An 18,904-nucleotide genomic window follows, 5' to 3' on the forward strand; every position below is an offset into this window, starting at 1 on the left:
ATCCTCAGTGTGAATGGGTAGCCTGGGCTGGCATGGCGGCTGCGTCTTGCGTCTTACTGTTCTGGGCGCGCATACGGTCCAGTGCGCCAGAGATATTCGCTTCGGAATCAATCAGGAACAGACCGCTGGAAACCACTTTTTCGCCTTCGGTCAGGCCGGAGCGGATAGCCGTCAGTCCTTGAGATTCATGGAATACCGCAACCTGTTTCGGCACAAATCGGCCTTCGTTATCAACGGTGATTACCCGCTGCTCGGTACCCGTATCAATTAGCGCTTTAGACGGGATCAGCAGCATTGGCTCGCTTTGTGTTTTCAGTTGCAGGTAAGCATTCATCCCGGGCTTGAGCGCCTCGTCAGGATTATCGACCTGTAAACGGAGCTGGAGCGTACGCGTGGTAGCATCAACGCTGGGTAAGATACTCCACTTGCTGATGGTGAAAGGCTTATCCGGCCAGGCGGGCACGGTGATGGTAAATTGCGAGGCGTCTTTAATCAGCCAGGCGATAGATTCCGGGACCGACGCGCTGACCCATACCGGGTCCATACCCTGAATTTTCGCGACCACATTGTCTTTGGAAATGTTCATACCCGTACGCAAATCGAATGCGGTGATCACCCCATCAATAGGCGCTTTCAGGGTAAAGCGGGTCTGAATTTTACGCGTCGATTTTAAGCGCTGAATATCCGCTTCAGGCATTCCAGCCAGACGTAATCTCTCCAGAATTCCTTCCACCTGCGTCGCGCTGCCGCCAGTTTCTCGCAGCAATAAATATTCGCTCTGCGCCTCAACCCAATCAGGAATAGTCAGGTCGATCAGCGGCGCGCCTTGTTTAATTTTGTCCCCCACGGTCAGTGGGTAAACCTTCTCGATAAAGCCCGCTGAGCGTGCCTGGACAATAACAAACTGGTATTCGTTATAACTAACGTTGGCCGGAAAAGTTTGCGCGTAGTGCAGTGGTCCACGACGCACTGGCTCTGTTTTCAGCCCCAGGTTCTGGGTCTGTGTAGGATCGATGCGCACGCCTGGTGATGACGCGTTCGCGGTCTCTTCATCGGCATATTTCGGGATCAGATCCATATCCATAAATGGCGATTTACCCGGTTTATCAAAACGCGTGTTTGGGTACATGGGGTCGTACCAAAACAACACTTTTCTGGCTTCTTTTGGCGAAGCCTGCCCGGTTTCAGCCGTTGCTTTTGCGGATGAATAATAAGTATAAATACCGACAGAAATAACCCCACCGACAATCATGCCAGCGAGAATAAGCGCGGTATTTTTAATATTTAAAGACGCCATAGTGATTTCCATTGCGCGATAGTCTCACCCGCGTTCGCAAAAACCCGGGCAAGAATAAAAGAGACCAACGAGAACGTTATTTACTGATGTGAATATCGCGTAACACAGAGAGATTTCCCTGCTGAACAAACGTAAACGCGACCTTATCGCCTGGCTTAATATCATCAGCCTTCGTATCGGCAACCAGTGTAAAACGCATCGTCATGGCTGGCCAGTTCACCGCAGGAATAGGATCATGCTTGATCGTAATCTTTTTACTTTCCATATCAACAGCTTCAATCACCCCGGTAGCGCTAATGAGTTGTTCCTGTTGAGCCGCTGGCTGCATATTCATCATCTCACCATGCTGATGCTCATTGGCCTGAGCGTTAAACATGATCATAGAGAAAAGACTAAACAGCACAGCTTTGGTGGTAGTATTCATAATTGATGCTCCTGAAAGGTTAATATTAAGGATTACTCCACCCAACCGCCGCCTAAGGCAGCAAACAGCTTAATTTCATTAACCTGTTGGGCGTAATTAAGATCGAGCAGCGATTGCCGCGTAGCGAATAAAGAACGTTCTGCGTCTAATACTTCGATATAGCTAACTGCACCATTCTGATAAAGCGCTCTGGCGCGTTGTAGTGTGATTTGCAATGAATCCAGATAACGCTGCTGCCCGCTAATTTGATCGGCAATGCTTTGGCGCAACACCAGTGCATCCGCCACTTCTTTAAACGCGTTCTGAATTTTTTGTTCGTAATTCACTACCGACTGTTGCTGGCGAATTTCTGCCAGGTCGAGATTGGACTGATTACGTCCAGCGTTGAATATTGGAATATCTATTTTGGGGACAAAATTCCACATGCCGCTGGCGGCATTAAATAAACTGGAAAGATCGCTGCTGCTACTGGACACGGAACTGGTCAACGTTATAGACGGAAAAAATGCCGCTCGCGCAGCACCGATATTGGCATTTGCCGCCAATAATCCGTGCTCAGCTTCCATAATATCCGGGCGCTGCAACAGTATTTGCGACGAGAGCGATGGCGGCAGCGTTACCGGTTTAATATCCCCACGGCTGCGCGCGTGGTCATCAGGTAATTTCCCGTATGTACCCAGCAACAGCTGCAGCGCGTTATTGGCCTGCGCCAGATCACCTTTACGCTTGGCAATTTCGCTACGCGTACTTTCGATCACACCGCGCGCTTGTTCCAACGCCAGTACGTTGGTGCTACCGGTTACCAGTTGCTTCTCTACAAAAGCGTAAGAGCGCTGGTAGTTTTGCAGTGTTTCTTCAGCAACTTGCAACTGCGCGTAAGCCAGACGCTGATTAAAATAACTTTGCGACACGTTGGAGATTAATGAGATATGCACCGCCCGACGCGCTTCTTCGCTGGCAAAGAAATTCTGTCGCTCAGCTTCACTCATATTTTTTAGCCGCCCAAAGAAATCCAGGTCGAAACTAAGATTGAGTCCAGCTTCGAATTCACGATCGGTGCTGCTATCACCTTTTAATTTACCGCTGTAAGTACCACTGGAGCCTGCCGTGAGCTGCGGGTAGCGGTCAGCGTCCGTGACGCCATATTGCGCTCTCGCTTCCTGAACTTTTAGCACAGCCATACGTAAATCGCGGTTATTAACCAATGCCTCGCCAATCAGCGCCTTTACCTGGGAGTCAACAAAGAAGCTCCGCCAGCCCGTGTCCTGATATTCACCTGGAGCCGCTACCAGGGCATTCTGGCTTAAAGAAAATTGATGCGGCACCGGCAAAGCCGGGCGCTGATAGTCCGGCGCCAATGAACAACCGGCGAGCACGAATATAGCGCTGAGAGTAAGAAGCTTAAATTTGCTCATAGTTCTTCTCGTCCTGACCGGACTGATGTCCCTAAAATGTGTAGGAATTTATAGTGCTGTACTTTAACCAAGTGACTCTGTTTAACCGGTGACAGGAAAATGACAAAACTGTCATTTTCCCAATAACCGATTGCTATCCGATCCCGCTTCCCTAGAATTGAAAGTCCGCACACCAGTGCGAGAAGGAGAATGCGATGAAGGTTTTGATAGTCGAAGATGAGAAAAAAACCGGTGAATACCTGACAAAAGGCCTGACGGAAGCGGGTTTTGTCGTGGATTTAGCGGATAACGGCCTGAACGGGTATCACCTGGCGATGACCGGCGATTACGACCTGCTCATACTCGACATCATGCTGCCGGACGTAAACGGCTGGGATATCGTGCGGATGCTGCGTTCCGCCAACAAAGGAATGCCCATTCTTCTTCTCACCGCACTGGGTACCATTGAACATCGGGTTAAAGGTCTGGAATTGGGTGCTGATGATTACCTGGTTAAACCGTTTGCTTTCGCCGAACTGCTGGCACGTGTCAGAACGCTGTTGCGTCGAGGCGCGGCGGTGATTGTCGAAAGCCAGTTTCAGGTCGCGGATTTAATGGTCGATCTGGTCAGCAGAAAAGTTACCCGCAGCGGTACGCGCATCACTCTGACCAGCAAAGAGTTTACGCTGCTTGAGTTTTTCCTGCGCCATCAGGGGGAAGTTTTACCCCGCTCGCTGATCGCCTCCCAGGTCTGGGATATGAATTTTGACAGCGATACTAATGCCATCGACGTCGCCGTTAAGCGTCTGCGCGCCAAAATTGATAACGATTATGAGCCGAAACTGATTCAGACCGTGCGCGGCGTGGGATATATGCTTGAGGTTCCTGATGGCCAGTAAACGATGGCGGCGCCCTTTTTCACTGGCGACACGACTAACCTTTTTTATCAGCCTGGCGACAATTGCTTCATTTTTCGCCTTTGCATGGATAATGATCCACTCCGTGAAAGTCCACTTCGCCGAGCAGGACATCAATGATTTACAAGAGATTAGCACCACGCTGGAGCGGATTATTAACCAGCCTAACGAGCCAGAATCACGCCGACTGGAAACGCTAAAAAATGTGGTGGCGGGTTACTCGAACGTCATTATTTCTCTGGTAGATAGCAACCAGAAGGCCATTTTTCATTCGCCCAATGCGCCGGATCTTCGGCAATTTATCGCCAGCGCAAGGCCGGATAAAAATGCTCATGCCAGCGACGTTTTTATTATCTCAGGCCCTACACTGCAAACCTCCAGACATATCCACGGACAGAAAACATCGTCTAACTGGCGAATGATTCGTCTGCCAGTAGGAAAGCTTGCCGATGGAAAACCAGCGTATACGCTGTATCTGGCGTTATCGATCGATTTTCACCTGCACTATATTAACGATCTGAAAAACAAGTTAATTATGACGGCTTCGTTGATTAGCATCATGATTGTTTTTATCGTGCTGTTCGCCGTATACAAAGGCCATGAACCGATCCGTAATGTTAGTCGTCGCATCCAAAATATCACCTCGAAAGATCTCGATGTCCGTCTCGATCCGCAGGCTGTGCCTATTGAACTGGAACAACTGGTTAGTTCGTTTAATCACATGCTCGAACGCATCGAGGACGTATTTAAACGTCAGTCGAACTTCTCGGCGGATATTGCCCATGAGATCCGCACGCCAATAACTAACCTCGTCACCCAAACAGAAATTGCGCTCAGCCAGACCCGCAGCCAAAGAGAACTGGAAGATGTGCTGTATTCCAATCTCGAAGAGTTTGGCCGAATGTCGAAAATGGTGAGTGATATGCTGTTTCTGGCGCAGGCAGATAACAATCAGCTGATCCCAGAAAAAAAAGCGCTCAATCTGGCTGATGAGGTCGGTAAAGTGTTCGACTTTTTCGAAGCCTGGGCAGAGGAGCGTGAGGTTGGTTTACGGTTTGAAGGACACGCATGCTGGGTTTCAGGCGACCCATTAATGTTACGCCGGGCAATGAGTAACCTGCTGTCAAATGCCATGCGCTATACGCCAAAGGGTGAGTCGGTAACCGTGCGGGTGAAAGAGGCGGATGACCTGGTCCAGATAGTCGTTGAGAATCCCGGAACCCCCATTCCCCCGCAACATCTTCCGCGACTCTTTGACCGCTTTTATCGAGTGGACCCTTCACGGCAGCGTAAAGGCGAAGGCAGCGGTATTGGTCTGGCGATTGTGAAATCGATTGTGATTGCCCATCACGGAAAAGTCTCGGTAACTTCCAATCCTTATGTCACTCGCTTTATTCTGACGCTTCCCAAGCACGCGATGTAATTTATGGTGATGACGCTTATACCTGTCATCACCTATTCTCTGACACAACCGTCATAATCCTGTCACGCCATTGACAGTCCCCATTAATTATACTTTCTTCCGTAAACCCAAACAGGAGAAATATGATGAATAAGATGTCCTCTTTTTTAGCTATCGCGTTTTTTATTTCAGCTGGCGTTAATGCGGCAGAAACACCTAAAGTGCATCAACAGGCCGCAATGGCTCATGAAATGATGAATAACAGTGATGCCTCTGCACATCAACAAATGGCGCAGGCACATGCCTCGCAGGCAAATAATTCATCGTCAACACCAACCAATGCGCAATCATTTTCACAAATGAATGAGCATGAAAAAGCAATGGTTGTTCACCAATCAGTAAATAACGGCCATTCATTTGCTCATGAGATACAGGCCGAGCAGCACCGCGCACAGATCTCCACTCAAGGGTAAAGACGAGCTGTATTGACGACAATATCCATAAATACGCTAAGTTTGAATATTGTGGACTACTCTCCCCATGCAGGCCTGTTTATATACAGGCCTGCATCCTTGTTCATCGTTAATGTCAATATTAATAATTCATTAAATCTTCTATTAAAAAGTAAAAACCTTTTAACCCTCCATTCAGATTGTATAAAAATCGTAAATCAACTACTCATTATGTTGCGTATCACAACATTTATCACCTCACCCTAATTATAAATTAGGATTCCCCCTGGTATGCGTCGTTAATATTTAATGGGAGACTGCCGTCGTCGTAAAAATGACAGCCAAAAAATTCGTATTCCTATAAATAAACTTAATGATGATAGTGAGTGAAAAATGAATAAACGTCTGCTGACCCTCCTGGTCCTTGGCCTGACAACGGCCACAACGGCATGTGCAATTACCCCGGCAATGCAGAAAAAGTATGTACGTTCAGGTTGTACGCAAATGAGCGAACTCAATGGTTGTGATGTGAACAAATCCTATCAATGGAACCACGATCATGGCTTTATCGAGAACGATAACAGCCAGCAGAATCGTCATCATCGCCATGGTGAAGAGCAGCAAAATACCACAGGCCGGGATAACCACGATAATGCGGGTATTGATGGCAAATTCAGCGGAAATTACGTGGCCAAATTTGCTAATGGTCAACGCAGCGTTGATATTCACGTCGAAGATTCCGGCGTTTACGTCAACGGTAAGGAAGTGCGTGACGTAAATACCTATAAGGATACGATGACCTTCCGCGTCGGTTATGCCACTTACACCATTAAAACAAATGGTCGCGGTAGCTGGAATGACAGCGATGCAGGAAACGCTGGCAAAATTGTGCGTGAATAACAGATATCGCTAAAGAGCGCTGCGATCACAGCACCCTCAAAAGCCATGCATTACAGTATGCTGTTTTAATACTGGAGTCAGACATGGCTTTGACCCTCACGGTGCTGCTTGAAAACCGACGTGCTGCTGGCGCTGGAAAAACATTACTGGCAAAGCCTGGATTAAGTCTGTTAGTTCAGGATGAAACGACCACAATAATGTTTGATACCGGGCCGGATGGCAGCTTCATGCATAACGCTGCACAAATGGGCGTGGACCTGACGCACTTAACCGCCGTGGTGCTGTCGCACGGCCATTACGATCACTGCGGCGGCGTGCCGTGGCTTGCGGATAACAGCCGTATCATTTGCCATCCCCAAATAGCCTGTGAACGATACGCCTCAGTTACGGTTGCGGGAACACCACGAAAAATTAAAAAACTCTCGCGTGATAACAACTACTCTCGATTCATCATGGAATACACCCGCGAGCCGCTGGCTATCAGCGATCGCTTTTTGTGGTCCGGGGAAATTAGCGTCCCCACGCCACAGTCCTATGGTGTGATTAGCGAAAAAACACTCCAACCAGACTACATCAGTGACGAAGGCGTGTTGATCTATAAATCTGAACGCGGGTTAGTCATCATTACTGGTTGCGGGCATCGGGGAATAGAGAACATCGTACGCCATTGCCAGAAAATCACAGGGGTTAACCAAATTTATGCCCTGGTCGGTGGGTTTCATTTACGTGCTGCCTCCCCCGCTAAGCTATGGCGGACCCGACAATTTATTAAGCAACAGCAACCCGAAATACTACTCGGCTGTCATTGCACCGGTTCATGGGGTCGATTGTGGCTACCGGGAACTGACGCCCCGGCAACGGGAGATGTCATTGTGCTGGCAGAGTAACGACAGTAAACGTTGCCCAAACAGCAATAAAAAACGGGAGCCTTACGGCCCCCGTTTATCAGCCATCATCATTACATGGTGACAATTGCTGGCTCATCAAAGACGGTGAGTTTTGGCGCTTCACCGGTGAATTTTTCTGCATATACCAGGCTGGTATTCCCCGCACAGCCATTCGCCAGCCGTGAGGTTGGGATATCCGCCGTCAGCACGTTCGCGCCGCCATTTTTACAGATACCGTTTTCAATATCCGGCCATGCGCCTTCATGGATACAGATGATTCCCGGTTTGATACCGTCGCTGACGTGCGCCCCCACCAGAACCTGTCCGCGAGCATTCCATACACGAACCAGATCGCCCTCGACAATCCCTCTGGCTTTCGCGTCATCCGGATGAATCGTCACCGGTTCACGATTGGCAATCGCGTATTCTTTACGCAGCGACGCGTAGTTCAGCTGGCTATGCAGACGATGTGCCGGGTGTGCCGTCAGTAGCTGCAGCTGATCTTTATCCGCAGTTCCTTTCCATTCATCCGGTTCAATCCAGGACGCATGCGGCGGACAGTCTTTATACTGATAGCCTTCAATCGTTTTCGAGTAGATTTCTATCTTGCCGCTCGGCGTTCCCAGCGCATTCATCACCGGATCGCTGCGGAAATCCGCGTAGCGCACATATTTGTTATTCTTTTCATTCTCACGCATTTCGATCAGTTTATTCTGCTGCCAGAACGCGTTGAACTGAGGCATGGCGACACGCTGGGCGCGGGCGGCTTTTTGCGCAACGTCATAGAACTGCTTCAGCCACGCCATTTCGTCTTTGCCTTCGGTGTAGACCGCCTTACCACCCGGCTTGAGCATCTCAGCCAGATCGGCAAATACGTCAAAATCACTACGCGCTTCAAACTGCGGCGCGATGACCTGCTTCATAGGCACCAGATGCTGGTTACTGTAATCACCGGTCATGGTCAGATCGTTACGCTCAAACGAGGTGGTGATTGGCAGAACAATATCGGCGTGTTTGGCCGCTGCGGTCCAGTAACACTCAGAGATGACAACCAGTTCAGGCTTCTGCCAGGCTTTGATTAAGCGGTTGGTATCCTGATGATGGGTAAAGTTAGCGCCACCAGCCCACCAGATCATTTTGATATCCGGGAAGGTTTGCTCTTTACCGTTATGCTGATATTTGCCGCCTGGGTTTTCCAGCGCCTCGACAATTCGTGCTACCGGCAGGCTGGTCACCGCATCAGAAACCGCCCAGTCGTTGCCAGCAGATGATCCCCCCTCAATTTTGGCGGATATTGCTGGCAATACCCCACCGGTGCGTGTTGGGTTACCGCCGTTAGAATAGTGATAAGAGAACCCGAAACCACCGCCTTCGGTACCAATTTGCCCCAGCATCGCCGCCAGAGTTACCAGCATCCAGTGTTTTTGCTCACCGTATTGCTGACGCTGAATCCCCCAGCCTGCCATGAGCATGGTTTTGTTGCTGGAGAAAATTTCCGCCAGCTTTTCCAGTTGCTCAGCAGGCACGCCACACACGCCAGATGCCCACTCGGCGGTTTTCTCAATTTTGTCGCTCTTGCCGAGCAGGTACTCTTCAAACTGCGGATATCCGGTGGTGTATTTTTCCAGGAAGGCTTTGTCGTGAAGATTTTTCTTCACCAGCGTGTGGGCGATCCCTAACATCATCGCCACATCGGTCCCCATATGTGGCGCAATCCAGGTCGCATTATCACCAAAGAACTCGATGGTTTCAGAACGCATCGGATCGATGGCGATGACGCTTTTCCCTGATTTTTTCAGCAGATTAAAGTATTCAATCCCCTGTTCATCCGTGCTGCTCCAGGCAATTTTAAGGGTATTGAGCGGGTTCATCCCCCACAGCACCACGACCTGACTGTGCTCTAGCACCATCGGCCAGGTGGTTTGCTGCTCATAGACTTCAACCGATCCCACAACGTAAGGCATGATCACCTGCGCTGCCCCGGTTGAATAATCTCCGGTATGACCGGCGTAGCCACCGGCCATGCTCATATAGCGTTGCAGTAGGGTTTGCGCCTTATGCAGAACACCGCTAGAGCGCCAGCCATAGGAACCGGCAAATATTGAGGACGGGCCATAGCTGCTACGGATCCGGCTATGCTGCTCGTTAATGAGCTTCAGCGCTTGTTCCCAACTCACGCGCACGAAAGGATCGTTACCACGTTTACCATCCGCTTTACCCGGGTTTTCCAGATAGCTTTTGCGCACCATCGGATACTTAACGCGGATATTGGTATGAACCTGATCCGGCGCGGTTTGCTGTAATGAGTTCGGCACCGTTTTCGGCAACGCACCTTTTGAGGAAACCACTTTGCCGTCTTTGACTTCCACGTATACCGCACCCCAACGTGCTGCCGTCAGGATTGCCCCACCATTCTGGCCTTCGGCCCAGGCCGGCATTGGGATCACCGAAGAAATCGCCATTGTCCCGGTTGCCGCGCCAGCCGTCTTGATAAAGTCACGTCTTGTGAGTTTCATGATTTCTCCTGATTTATCGCTTATTTGTTCATGTCTTTCGCGTTGTACTGGAAGTAACGGCTCAGGATATCCAGTTCGTTTTCACTGATATTGGTACGAGCACCCATCCCTTTTGCCACAGAAGGCCAGGCGTTGAGCGTGAAATGATTCGCCGGAATTGGCGCATGACAACCCGCGCAGTACACATTGTCGAGTTTGCGTGCGTAATCCCACATGGGTTCGCGGCTGGCGAGAGCGGAACCGCTCCATTCGCCCTGCAGCACGACATCTCGCCACGCATTGCCGTAGTCATCTTTTTTCCAGTCGGAGAGGATCTTCAGCGACTGCTGACCTTTTTCACTCAGGCTGGCAAGAATCAAACGCTGCCCTGCTGCGTAGTAAATAACCTGTTCACTTCCCTGCATCTGGCTACCGCGAATCTCGACCAGTCGCGCGTTGTCCGTTGTTTTCAGAACCTGCATTTTTGTTGCCGGGTAAACGGTTCCCAGATCGCCAAGCGCGGTATTGCTTACGGCATAAAGCTCAGTTGCCGAGGCTGGAGTAGAGGCTGACTGCGCTTCAAGCCCTTTAAGCGCACTGTCATCCATTTTTATTTCAGGTGGGAAATGGGCGACGCCTTTATGGCAATCAATACAGGTTTGCTTTTCCGCGATGCCCATTTTGTGCATCTTCTGGGCATCCGCGCTTTGTGCAGCAAGATCCATGGCGTCCATACTGTGGCAGCTACGGCAGGTCGCAGAATCACTCGCCTTGAGCTGTGCCCAGACGGTTTGCGCCATCTCCAGACGATGTTCTTCAAATTTTTCCGGGGTATCGATTTTTTTGGTTATGAACTGGTGATAAACATCTTTTGAGGCCCGCAGCTTAGCCACCAGATAATCCAGCCCGCCCTCCGGGATATGACAGTCCGCGCACTCTGCGCGAATGCCTTTCTGATTCTGGAAGTGAACCGAGCCGGTATATTCCTCGTAAGGTGCCTGCATCGTATGGCACGACAAACAAAATTCCGTGCTCGAGGTTTTGTGCAATGTCCATTGCCCTGCCAAAACAATAACTGCACCAAGAACAATGCACAGCAGCATCGTCCATATAATAGTTTTATTTATTTTTCTCATCTTATATTTCCATCAGACGAATACCCTTTTAGAGGTAGACAATAAATATACTAAAGCAGCTACTTATTGATATTCATCAAGCGAAGAGAGAAATAAGAATCAGCCAACGGGTAAGTTTGAAGGGGCTCGCATAATTAATGAGAACGAAATGTAAATATCAAATTTCGTTTAAAATTAGAATTTTAAACCAAACATAAAGTTTGATTAACTATTAATCACACAAACATCAGAATAAAAGTTTGATAAAGATTAAAAGCTGCTGAAATTAATCCTTTGGTGACAATCGTTATATAATTAAATATATAATGAAAACACATAAAAAAGAACCCTTTTCTGTTTTTTGATTACACGTATTAATGAAGATACCTGTCTTACAGTTTTGCTCACATATACATATACGGCCAGACATGCGACATACACATTTCATTGACGCACATTTATGCACGTAACCTTGATCTGGTCACTTATTATACAAAGACAACTTTCGCTACACTCAGAGTAGAGGTAAACAAACAGGAGGTAGTGAATATGTATCGCTCAATTCTGGTGCCCATTGATATCTCTGAAACCGATTTAACTCGCCATGTTGTTCCACAGGTTCAGGCGCATGCCAAAACCGCGAAGGTTCACTTTTTAGCCGTTATTCCTACCGTTCCGTTCTATGCCTCGCTGGGGCTAGCCTACTCTACCGAATTCCCGGACAGAAGTGGTCTGCAGGCCAAGGCCAGCGAAAAACTCGAAGAGATTATTAAGCAGTTCAATATTCCTGCAGGCAGGAGTCAAACTCATGTCGTTTACGGACCGCCAAAGGATCAGATCCTCAAACTGGCAGAATCAGTAGACGCCGAGCTTATTGTCATCGCCTCACATAAACCCGGTTTTAGCACTTATCTGCTGGGGTCAACGGCAGCAGCCGTGGTACGCCACGCGAAATGTCCAGTGCTGGTTGTACGGTGATAGGGTTCAAACGGGAGCGAATGTGCTAATGCCATTCAGTTCACGAAGATGAAAGACCATGGAAATAACTGGGGGTGGAACAACCATAGCGAGGTCATCGCTTCAACGCCCTAATTTCCAGTTAAATCTGTTTTGCTGTTCAGCGATTTTCAAATAAAAGCGCAAGAGGTCAAGTGTGGACTGGTCCGGCTGAAAATTGCCGACGTGTTTCCGTAAGGCCGGGAGAACCCGCAGGGATGCGGGTTCAGGGCGCGTTTTACAGGGATGTTGCCTCGCGCCCGGCCCGGTAGCCTGAAGGAATAAGCGGAGGGTATTGCGCAGCAACAATTTTCCCGCCGGGAGCCGGGATTGTTAAGGGTACGGCGATAGTACCCTTAACACGTTCACAGGCAGTATCGTTTCAGAGAAGTGAAAAACATAAGGTGAACGTAGCAATACGACGGAGGCAACAGATTCATTACCGCCGGATGTGCTGCTCTCAGCGCTGATTATCCAGTCTGACCAAAGCCAGCAACAGCTGACTTAGCGCGCCGTAAAAACCAAAGTCATCATACCGACAGCATTTAGTGGTGAACTCCGGTAACCAGCGTAACAGCCCTGCCAGCGTTTCTCTGCGCAACGCATCAACCTGCTGATGACGCGGTCCTGCCTCTGCCAGGGAAAAATGCAGATGGCTCAGCAGTTCGATAAAAATCGCCAGATGATCGGCTGACTCGCTAAACGTATCGCTTACCTGCATGCCCGCATCAGATAATAGTTGTTTAATGACCCCATAGTTTGGCCCTCCTTCAAGATGAGCCGATGCATAGGGTAACGCCGCGTGTTTATCCGACATCAGGAACAAGCTGCAAAAATCAGCCGCCAGTTCCAGGGTAGCGTCTTCCCGTACCTTGAGCGCGGCAATTTTCGCCTCTAGCAAAAGGACCTGCGCCTCAAGCAGCGGCTCACCTTTGAGCACCGCGAACCACTCAGCCATTTCGCTGGACTGCAATTGCGCTAATCCTTCACCATCACGCTCTCGGGAAAACATTTGCGCCAGCCAGGCATAAACGCAGGCCATCTGTTCTGTTGTCAGGGAGGTGTCTTTCATCATGACTTCACCTGCTCAGCCGGGACATATTCACACTGCGCCACCATTTTTATCGGGCCACTGAACGCCGTCACGTTATCCACCTTGCCGGTATACTTCTCAATTTCCACCAGCGTAGTATGGGCGCTGGTCGCCTGTGCCAGCTGAGACGTGCCGATATCTATCGTTAACACGTTCGGATTGCCGTATTTACACATCGCTCCGATTTCTCCACCGTTATCAGGATCGTACCAGGCACCTTCATGGATGCGCGCCACGCCCGGCGAGTAGAGATCGGAGACAACCGCCCCGGCCAGCACTTGTCCACGCGCGTTAAATACACGAACTATATCGCCGTTGCGAATTCCCCTGGCGCTGGCATCCTGCGGGTTGATAAACACCGGCTCTTTGCCACTTACCGCATAATGCTTACGCAGCGCTTCGGACTCGCAGAGCTGTGAATGCAGACGGAAATCCGGGTGCACGGATTGCAAATGTAGCGGCCAACGCTGCGATCCGGGTCCTCCGTGTGAGCGTTCGATTTTCTCAAACCACATCGGATGCCCCTGGCAATCGTCATATTGCATATCGGCAATGGTTTTCGAATATATCTCGATCAAACCGCTCGGCGTGCCCAGCGGTTCAAGGTCGGGATCTTCACGGAAGGCCTGATGACGAACAAACATCTGCGGATGTTCGAATTCAACGTACTCTTGCTGATTCCAGAAAACGTCGAAGGCCGGAAGATGAACGCCGCGTCCCTTCCCTTGCTGGCTTCCTTCCTGCCAGATGCGCTTCAACCAGCCCATCTCATCCAGCCCTTCAGTGAACGCTTCTTCACGGTTAAAGCGGCGGCAAAGATCGCGGAAAATATCGAAATCATTACGCGCTTCAAACTGCGGCTGCACCAACTGCTTCATGGCGATAATTCCGCGGTTGGAGTGGTTGCCATATTGGTCAAGATCGTTACGTTCAAACTGGGTCGTCGCCGGCAATACGATGTCGGCGAATCGACAGGTCGACGTCCACTGATTATCGATGGCGATGACGGTTTCCAGCTTACGCCATCCCTCAATAATGCGATTAATCTGCTGGTGACGATGGAAAGGGTTGGTCCCGGCAAAAACGCACATCTTCAGCGGCGGTAACTTAACGGTTTTGCCGTTCCAGTTAATGTTTTTGCCCGGCTCCAGAATCGCATCGATAAAACGCGCGATCGGAATAGTACTGCTGTAGCCCTTATAATCGGTGCTGTCATGCACAGGAGGCACGGTGGTGGAGCCAGAAAAACCGCTCAGGATAATCCCTTTACGCCCCGGGGTGCCCGCACCGTTGTAATGCCAGCCAAAGCCAAAGCCGCCGCCGGGTAAACCGATTTGTCCGAGCATCGAGGCCAGCACCACGATCATCCACGCCCACTGTTCCCCATGCTGCATACGCTGCACGCACCAGCCGGCAATAATTTGCGTTCTGCCGCCCGCCATCTGCCGCGCCAGTTCACGAATCGTATCTGCATCAATTCCGCAGATTTTTTCCGCCCACTGGGCATCTTTAGGCTGTCCGTCACTTTCGCCCAGCAGATAAGGCAGAAATTGCTCAAACCCAACGCAGTAGTTATCGAGGAAATGCTTATCGTAGAGCTTCTCGGTATACAGCGTGTGTGCCAACGCCAGCTGTAGCGGCACATCAGCCTGCGGGTTCACGGCGATGTGCTTAACCTTGTCGCGGCCCAGATAGTCATGCGTTGAGGTGACGACCGGGTCAACGCTGATGACCGAAATCTCACCCCGCGCCACTTTATCCTTCAGTTGCTCGTAGTATTCGTAGACATCATGATCCGGACACCACCAGTTCGCCTGCTGGTTTTTGATGAGATCGGAACCCCACAGCACAATGGTTTTGCTGTTTTCTAGTACCAGCGGCCAGGAGGTCTGCTGCTCATATACCTCCATTGACCCTACAACGCGCGGCAGAATGACCTGAGCGGCGCCGGTGGAATAGTCTCCCCCGGTACTCACGCTGTTGCCATGCAGCGCAATGGCACGTGCCAGCATCCCGGAAGCATTGTGGAACATCCCAGTCGATTGCCAGCCGCTGGCAGTCAGCAGCGCGCTCGGACCATAGGTCTTCTGAATGCGTTCCAGCTCCTGGTAGAAGAAGTCCAGCGCTTCATCCCACGAAACGCGTACAAAGCGGTTATCTCCGCGCTGAGTGGTATCGCTCTGATGGCGCTTACGCAACCAGTCCACGCGGACCATCGGGTAGCGAATACGCGCTCCACCGTGTACGTGATCCGGGAGTCCAGCGATCATTTTTGACGGGTATTTATCATGCTCAAACGGTTTGGCCTCAATAAAACGACCATCAACCACGGTGGCACGGATAGCCCCCCAGTGAGAACCGGTCAGAATCCCCTCTTTGACGCCAGTGCCCTGGACTTCTGCGGCGTTGGCGCTACGCGGCGTGAGCAGCGAAGGCCCTAACATACCAGCTACGGTCAAGCCCCCCAACTGCATTAGAAAACGTCGGCGAGATGCCTGAAAGAGATCGTTATTTTTCATTGCTTTCTCCCTTATCGCCATGCGGCTTATCCGTAGTGTCAGAGGCATTCATCTGCAAATATTTCAGTAAGGTACGTTCTTCACGTTTATCCAGACTGGTAAAGCCAATCATGCCGTTCAACGTGCCAATCCAACCGTTAGCATCAAAGTGTTCTTTCTCTGGCGCGCCGTGGCATTGGTTACAGGTTCCGTTATAGAGCGAGTCGGCATAAGCCCAGATAGGTTTGATGTCGTTGACCATATCGCCCTTCTGCATCCAGGCGGTGGCCTGCAATTTACTCCATGGCGTATTCGTTTCCGCAACGGTGGTTTGCTCCAGCGTCTTCACGTGCTGCTGGATGTCGCCACGAATGGAAGCCACAAAAATGCGCTTGCCCGGCAGTTGCGCCAACACGCGCTGACGCCCATTACTCTCGGTCCAGCCCACAATTTCAATTTGCAGCCAGTCACCGTCACGCTTTAACACTTTCACTTCAGAAGCGGGTAGCAGTGATCCTGCAGGTTCTTTATCACCTTTGGCGGCATAAATAGGTTTGATGTCCAGAGAGTAGAGCGTCTCGCCATCGTCGTTTGCATTGGCGCGTAACTGGTCAAACTGCTTACGGAAACCGCTACTCATATCGGGAAGCTGATGCGCAATACCTTTATGGCAGTCGATACAGGATTGGTTGTCCTTGGCCGCAATCTTCATCTGGCGCGCAGCTTCAGGATGTTGTTTAGCGTGGTCCATCGCATCATAGTCATGACAAGAACGACAGGTCGCGGAGTTGTTCTCCTTCATTCGCGCCCATTCGCGCTCCGCCAGCTCAGCGCGTTTGGCTTCGAATTTCTCTGGAGTATCAATAGAGTGGGCAACAAAGGTTTGGTAAATATCGTTGCTGGCCTCCAGCTTACGTTTCACCATGCCTGGAATATCGGATGGAATGTGGCAGTCATGACATTCTGCGCGTACCCCGGAGGCATTCTGAAAATGCGCAGACTGTTTATATTCTTCGTAAACCGGCTGCATACTGTGGCAGCTCACGCAAAACTCGGTAGAACTGGTTAATTTAATACCAACGTGCGGCAAGACGATCAGCGCAATACCGACCACAATCCCGATAACGACCAGCGCCAATACTGACCAACGTGCGCTCGGTCTGAGCAGCGCCCTCCATAGTTTCCGCATAATAGCCCCTGTAATCTTATGGTTTAGTTACAGAGGATCTTATTTATCAAATGTGAACAGCAACACTGGTCAGGATGAATGACTTACGGCACAATGTGAACAGATATGAACAGAAAGAGCACGCCATCAGGATGTCGCATCACATTGTAATTGTTGAAGATGAACCCGTCACCCAGGCGAGGTTACAGGCATACTTTGAACAGGAGGGTTACCACGTCTCGGTCACCGCCAGCGCTACAGGCCTACGTGAAATCATGTCACAACATCCTGTCGATCTTATTCTGTTGGATATCAACCTCCCGGACGAAAATGGCTTAATGCTGACCCGTGCCCTGCGCGAACGCTCAACGGTAGGGATCATTCTGGTGACGGGTCGTAGCGATCAAATTGACCGGATCGTTGGCCTGGAAATGGGCGCTGATGATTATGTCACTAAGCCGCTGGAGCTACGTGAACTGGTGGTTCGGGTTAAAAATTTGCTCTGGCGTATCGATCTTGCCCGCCAGGCACAGCCGGAGACCAAAGATAACTGCTATCAGTTTGCCGGATACTGTCTGAATGTCTCCCGGCATACTCTGGAGCTGGGCGATGAGACGATCAAACTCACCCGCGCCGAGTATGAAATGCTGGTCGCCTTTGTCACCAATCCGGGGGAAATTCTCAGCCGCGAACGTTTACTGCGTATGCTTTCGGCACGACGGGTAGACAATCCAGACTTACGCACCGTGGATGTATTGATCCGCCGTTTGCGCCATAAGCTACGGGCCGATTTACTGGTGACGCAGCACGGCGAAGGTTATTTTTTAGCAGCCGACGTGTACTGATACAGATAAACCGGACGGAACCCGCCAGGAGAAAGTGAGCGCTGAACATGCTGGCTGTCGGCATTTTTCGGGGTGAGCACCAGGATCGGCGGACTGATATTTTCCGGCACCGGTTGCCCTTGTAATACTCTGATAGCCTGTTGAATCGCCAGTTCACCTTGCCAGACCATTTGATCGCTGGCAGCCATAATGATTCTTTCGCGTTTAAGTCCGCGGTACACCTGATGCGACAGGTAAAAAGAGACCACGGTTAGCGGCGTCCCCTGATTCCGCTTCTCTCCCATCGCTGCTTCCGCTGCAATTGCTGTACCGGCAACCACATCGACATCCGGGTGACGTTCAAGCATTTCTTGTAACAGGTTGCGCTGAACTTCAATATCATTATCCCCCAACGCCACATCCACGATGTGCACCTGACTACCGGCAATCGCCTGACGGAATCCTGCCACCATTTCGCGGCTGCCTCCGGCGTCATCAGGTCCGGGCAATAATAAAACCTTTAACGGTTTTCCCGCGCTCCACTTAACCAGATAGCGGCCTGGCTGGTAACCCATCTGGAACCATGGAACTCCAACCCGGGCTTTCACCGTCGGATCGTGTATCGCATTCACTACCTCAATGACCGGCAACGTACCAACCTGCGCCTGCAAATCCGGAAAAGTCGTTGTGCTGCTGCCCAATAAAATGGCATCCGCGCCCCACTGCTGGCACTGGGCGATTTGTGTTTTTTGCGTGGTGAACTGACGATACCCTCCCGCCTCAAACACCTTCAGGCTTACTCCATATTTTTTTGCCGCCTCAAGCATGCCGTAATTCACTGAAAGCCAGTAGGAATCCTTCAGGCTGGGATACAACGCGCACAGTTTCCAGACTTTGCTTGCAGTAACGTCCGTCTGCGGTACCGAGACTGACTGCCGGGTATCCTGCCAGCGCAGCAGTGCAGACCCGGCCGCGTGACTTAAGCCGGGAAAAAGTGTGATAAGCAGGAAAACCAATACGCGCATGATAGCCTCAACATTGA

The 18,904-nt window shown here is 50.5% G+C and carries 16 protein-coding genes; 7 read left to right on the plus strand and 9 right to left on the minus strand.

Annotated elements, in window-relative coordinates:
- Positions 1–4: 4 nt before the first annotated feature.
- From OGV74_RS19380 to OGV74_RS19390, 3 genes are all read right to left on the minus strand, one after another.
- Positions 5–1,297: an efflux RND transporter periplasmic adaptor subunit gene (locus OGV74_RS19380; RefSeq protein WP_061548165.1), complete on the minus strand. Its 1,293-nt coding sequence runs from the start codon at positions 1,295–1,297 to the stop codon at positions 5–7.
- A 76-nt stretch (positions 1,298–1,373) separates the two neighbouring features.
- Complete coding sequence (gene cusF, locus OGV74_RS19385) at positions 1,374–1,721, minus strand: cation efflux system protein CusF (protein WP_061548164.1); 348 nt, start codon at positions 1,719–1,721, stop codon at positions 1,374–1,376.
- A 32-nt stretch (positions 1,722–1,753) separates the two neighbouring features.
- Positions 1,754–3,136, minus strand: coding sequence for an efflux transporter outer membrane subunit (locus OGV74_RS19390; RefSeq protein WP_086503800.1), 1,383 nt, complete (start codon positions 3,134–3,136; stop codon positions 1,754–1,756).
- 194 nt (positions 3,137–3,330) lie between these two features.
- On the opposite strand from OGV74_RS19390, the gene cusR reads away from it, so the two are divergent.
- From cusR to OGV74_RS19415, 5 genes are all read left to right on the plus strand, one after another.
- Complete coding sequence (cusR, locus tag OGV74_RS19395) at positions 3,331–4,014, plus strand: copper response regulator transcription factor CusR (protein WP_003021940.1); 684 nt, start codon at positions 3,331–3,333, stop codon at positions 4,012–4,014.
- Entirely contained in the window at positions 4,004–5,455 is a 1,452-nt protein-coding gene (locus OGV74_RS19400; RefSeq protein WP_086503799.1) for a Cu(+)/Ag(+) sensor histidine kinase, read from the plus strand. Before cusR ends, OGV74_RS19400 begins: the two co-directional genes overlap by 11 nt.
- A gap of 125 nt (positions 5,456–5,580) precedes the next feature.
- A complete protein-coding gene (locus tag OGV74_RS19405; RefSeq protein WP_003021934.1) occupies positions 5,581–5,907 on the plus strand; it encodes a PcoE/SilE family metal-binding protein in 327 nt (108 codons plus the stop codon).
- Positions 5,908–6,279: 372 nt separating this feature from the next.
- Positions 6,280–6,786: a hypothetical protein gene (locus OGV74_RS19410; protein WP_086503798.1), complete on the plus strand. Its 507-nt coding sequence runs from the start codon at positions 6,280–6,282 to the stop codon at positions 6,784–6,786.
- 83 nt (positions 6,787–6,869) lie between these two features.
- On the plus strand, positions 6,870–7,673 hold the full coding sequence (locus tag OGV74_RS19415) for an MBL fold metallo-hydrolase (RefSeq protein ID WP_086503797.1): 804 nt from the start codon (positions 6,870–6,872) through the stop codon (positions 7,671–7,673).
- Between the two features lie 71 nt (positions 7,674–7,744).
- On the opposite strand, the gene OGV74_RS19420 is transcribed toward OGV74_RS19415, so the two are convergent.
- Positions 7,745–10,189: a trimethylamine-N-oxide reductase 2 gene (locus OGV74_RS19420; protein ID WP_086503796.1), complete on the minus strand. Its 2,445-nt coding sequence runs from the start codon at positions 10,187–10,189 to the stop codon at positions 7,745–7,747.
- 20 nt (positions 10,190–10,209) lie between these two features.
- The gene (locus tag OGV74_RS19425) at positions 10,210–11,304 is read right to left on the minus strand and encodes a NapC/NirT family cytochrome c (RefSeq protein ID WP_003835730.1); all 1,095 of its coding nucleotides are present in this window, start codon (positions 11,302–11,304) and stop codon (positions 10,210–10,212) included.
- A 528-nt stretch (positions 11,305–11,832) separates the two neighbouring features.
- Here OGV74_RS19425 and uspF point away from each other — a divergent pair.
- Complete coding sequence (gene uspF / locus OGV74_RS19430) at positions 11,833–12,261, plus strand: universal stress protein UspF (protein WP_003835732.1); 429 nt, start codon at positions 11,833–11,835, stop codon at positions 12,259–12,261.
- A 478-nt stretch (positions 12,262–12,739) separates the two neighbouring features.
- Here the strand turns inward: uspF and torD are convergent, their stop codons facing one another.
- The 3 genes from torD to torC are packed head-to-tail and all read right to left on the minus strand — an operon-like array spanning position 12,740 to position 17,059.
- Positions 12,740–13,354, minus strand: coding sequence for a molecular chaperone TorD (gene torD, locus OGV74_RS19435; RefSeq protein WP_086503794.1), 615 nt, complete (start codon positions 13,352–13,354; stop codon positions 12,740–12,742).
- Entirely contained in the window at positions 13,351–15,891 is a 2,541-nt protein-coding gene (gene torA / locus OGV74_RS19440; RefSeq protein ID WP_086503793.1) for a trimethylamine-N-oxide reductase TorA, read from the minus strand. The genes torD and torA overlap by 4 nt, the downstream gene beginning before the upstream one ends.
- Entirely contained in the window at positions 15,881–17,059 is a 1,179-nt protein-coding gene (gene torC, locus OGV74_RS19445; RefSeq protein WP_003021915.1) for a pentaheme c-type cytochrome TorC, read from the minus strand. The genes torA and torC overlap by 11 nt, the downstream gene beginning before the upstream one ends.
- Before the next feature lie 131 nt (positions 17,060–17,190).
- Between torC and torR the strand changes: the two genes are divergently transcribed.
- Positions 17,191–17,883 carry a two-component system response regulator TorR gene (torR, locus tag OGV74_RS19450; RefSeq protein ID WP_003021912.1) on the plus strand — a complete coding sequence of 231 codons (693 nt, stop codon included), beginning with the start codon at positions 17,191–17,193 and terminating at the stop codon, positions 17,881–17,883.
- Here torR and torT read toward each other — a convergent pair.
- On the minus strand, positions 17,856–18,887 hold the full coding sequence (gene torT / locus OGV74_RS19455) for a TMAO reductase system periplasmic protein TorT (protein ID WP_057063235.1): 1,032 nt from the start codon (positions 18,885–18,887) through the stop codon (positions 17,856–17,858). The two genes, torR and torT, sit on opposite strands and share 28 nt — an antisense overlap.
- Between the last annotated feature and the right edge of the window lie 17 nt (positions 18,888–18,904).

This window comes from Citrobacter sp. Cf116 (assembly GCF_030336505.1).
In the GTDB taxonomy this organism is placed as follows: domain Bacteria; phylum Pseudomonadota; class Gammaproteobacteria; order Enterobacterales; family Enterobacteriaceae; genus Citrobacter; species Citrobacter freundii.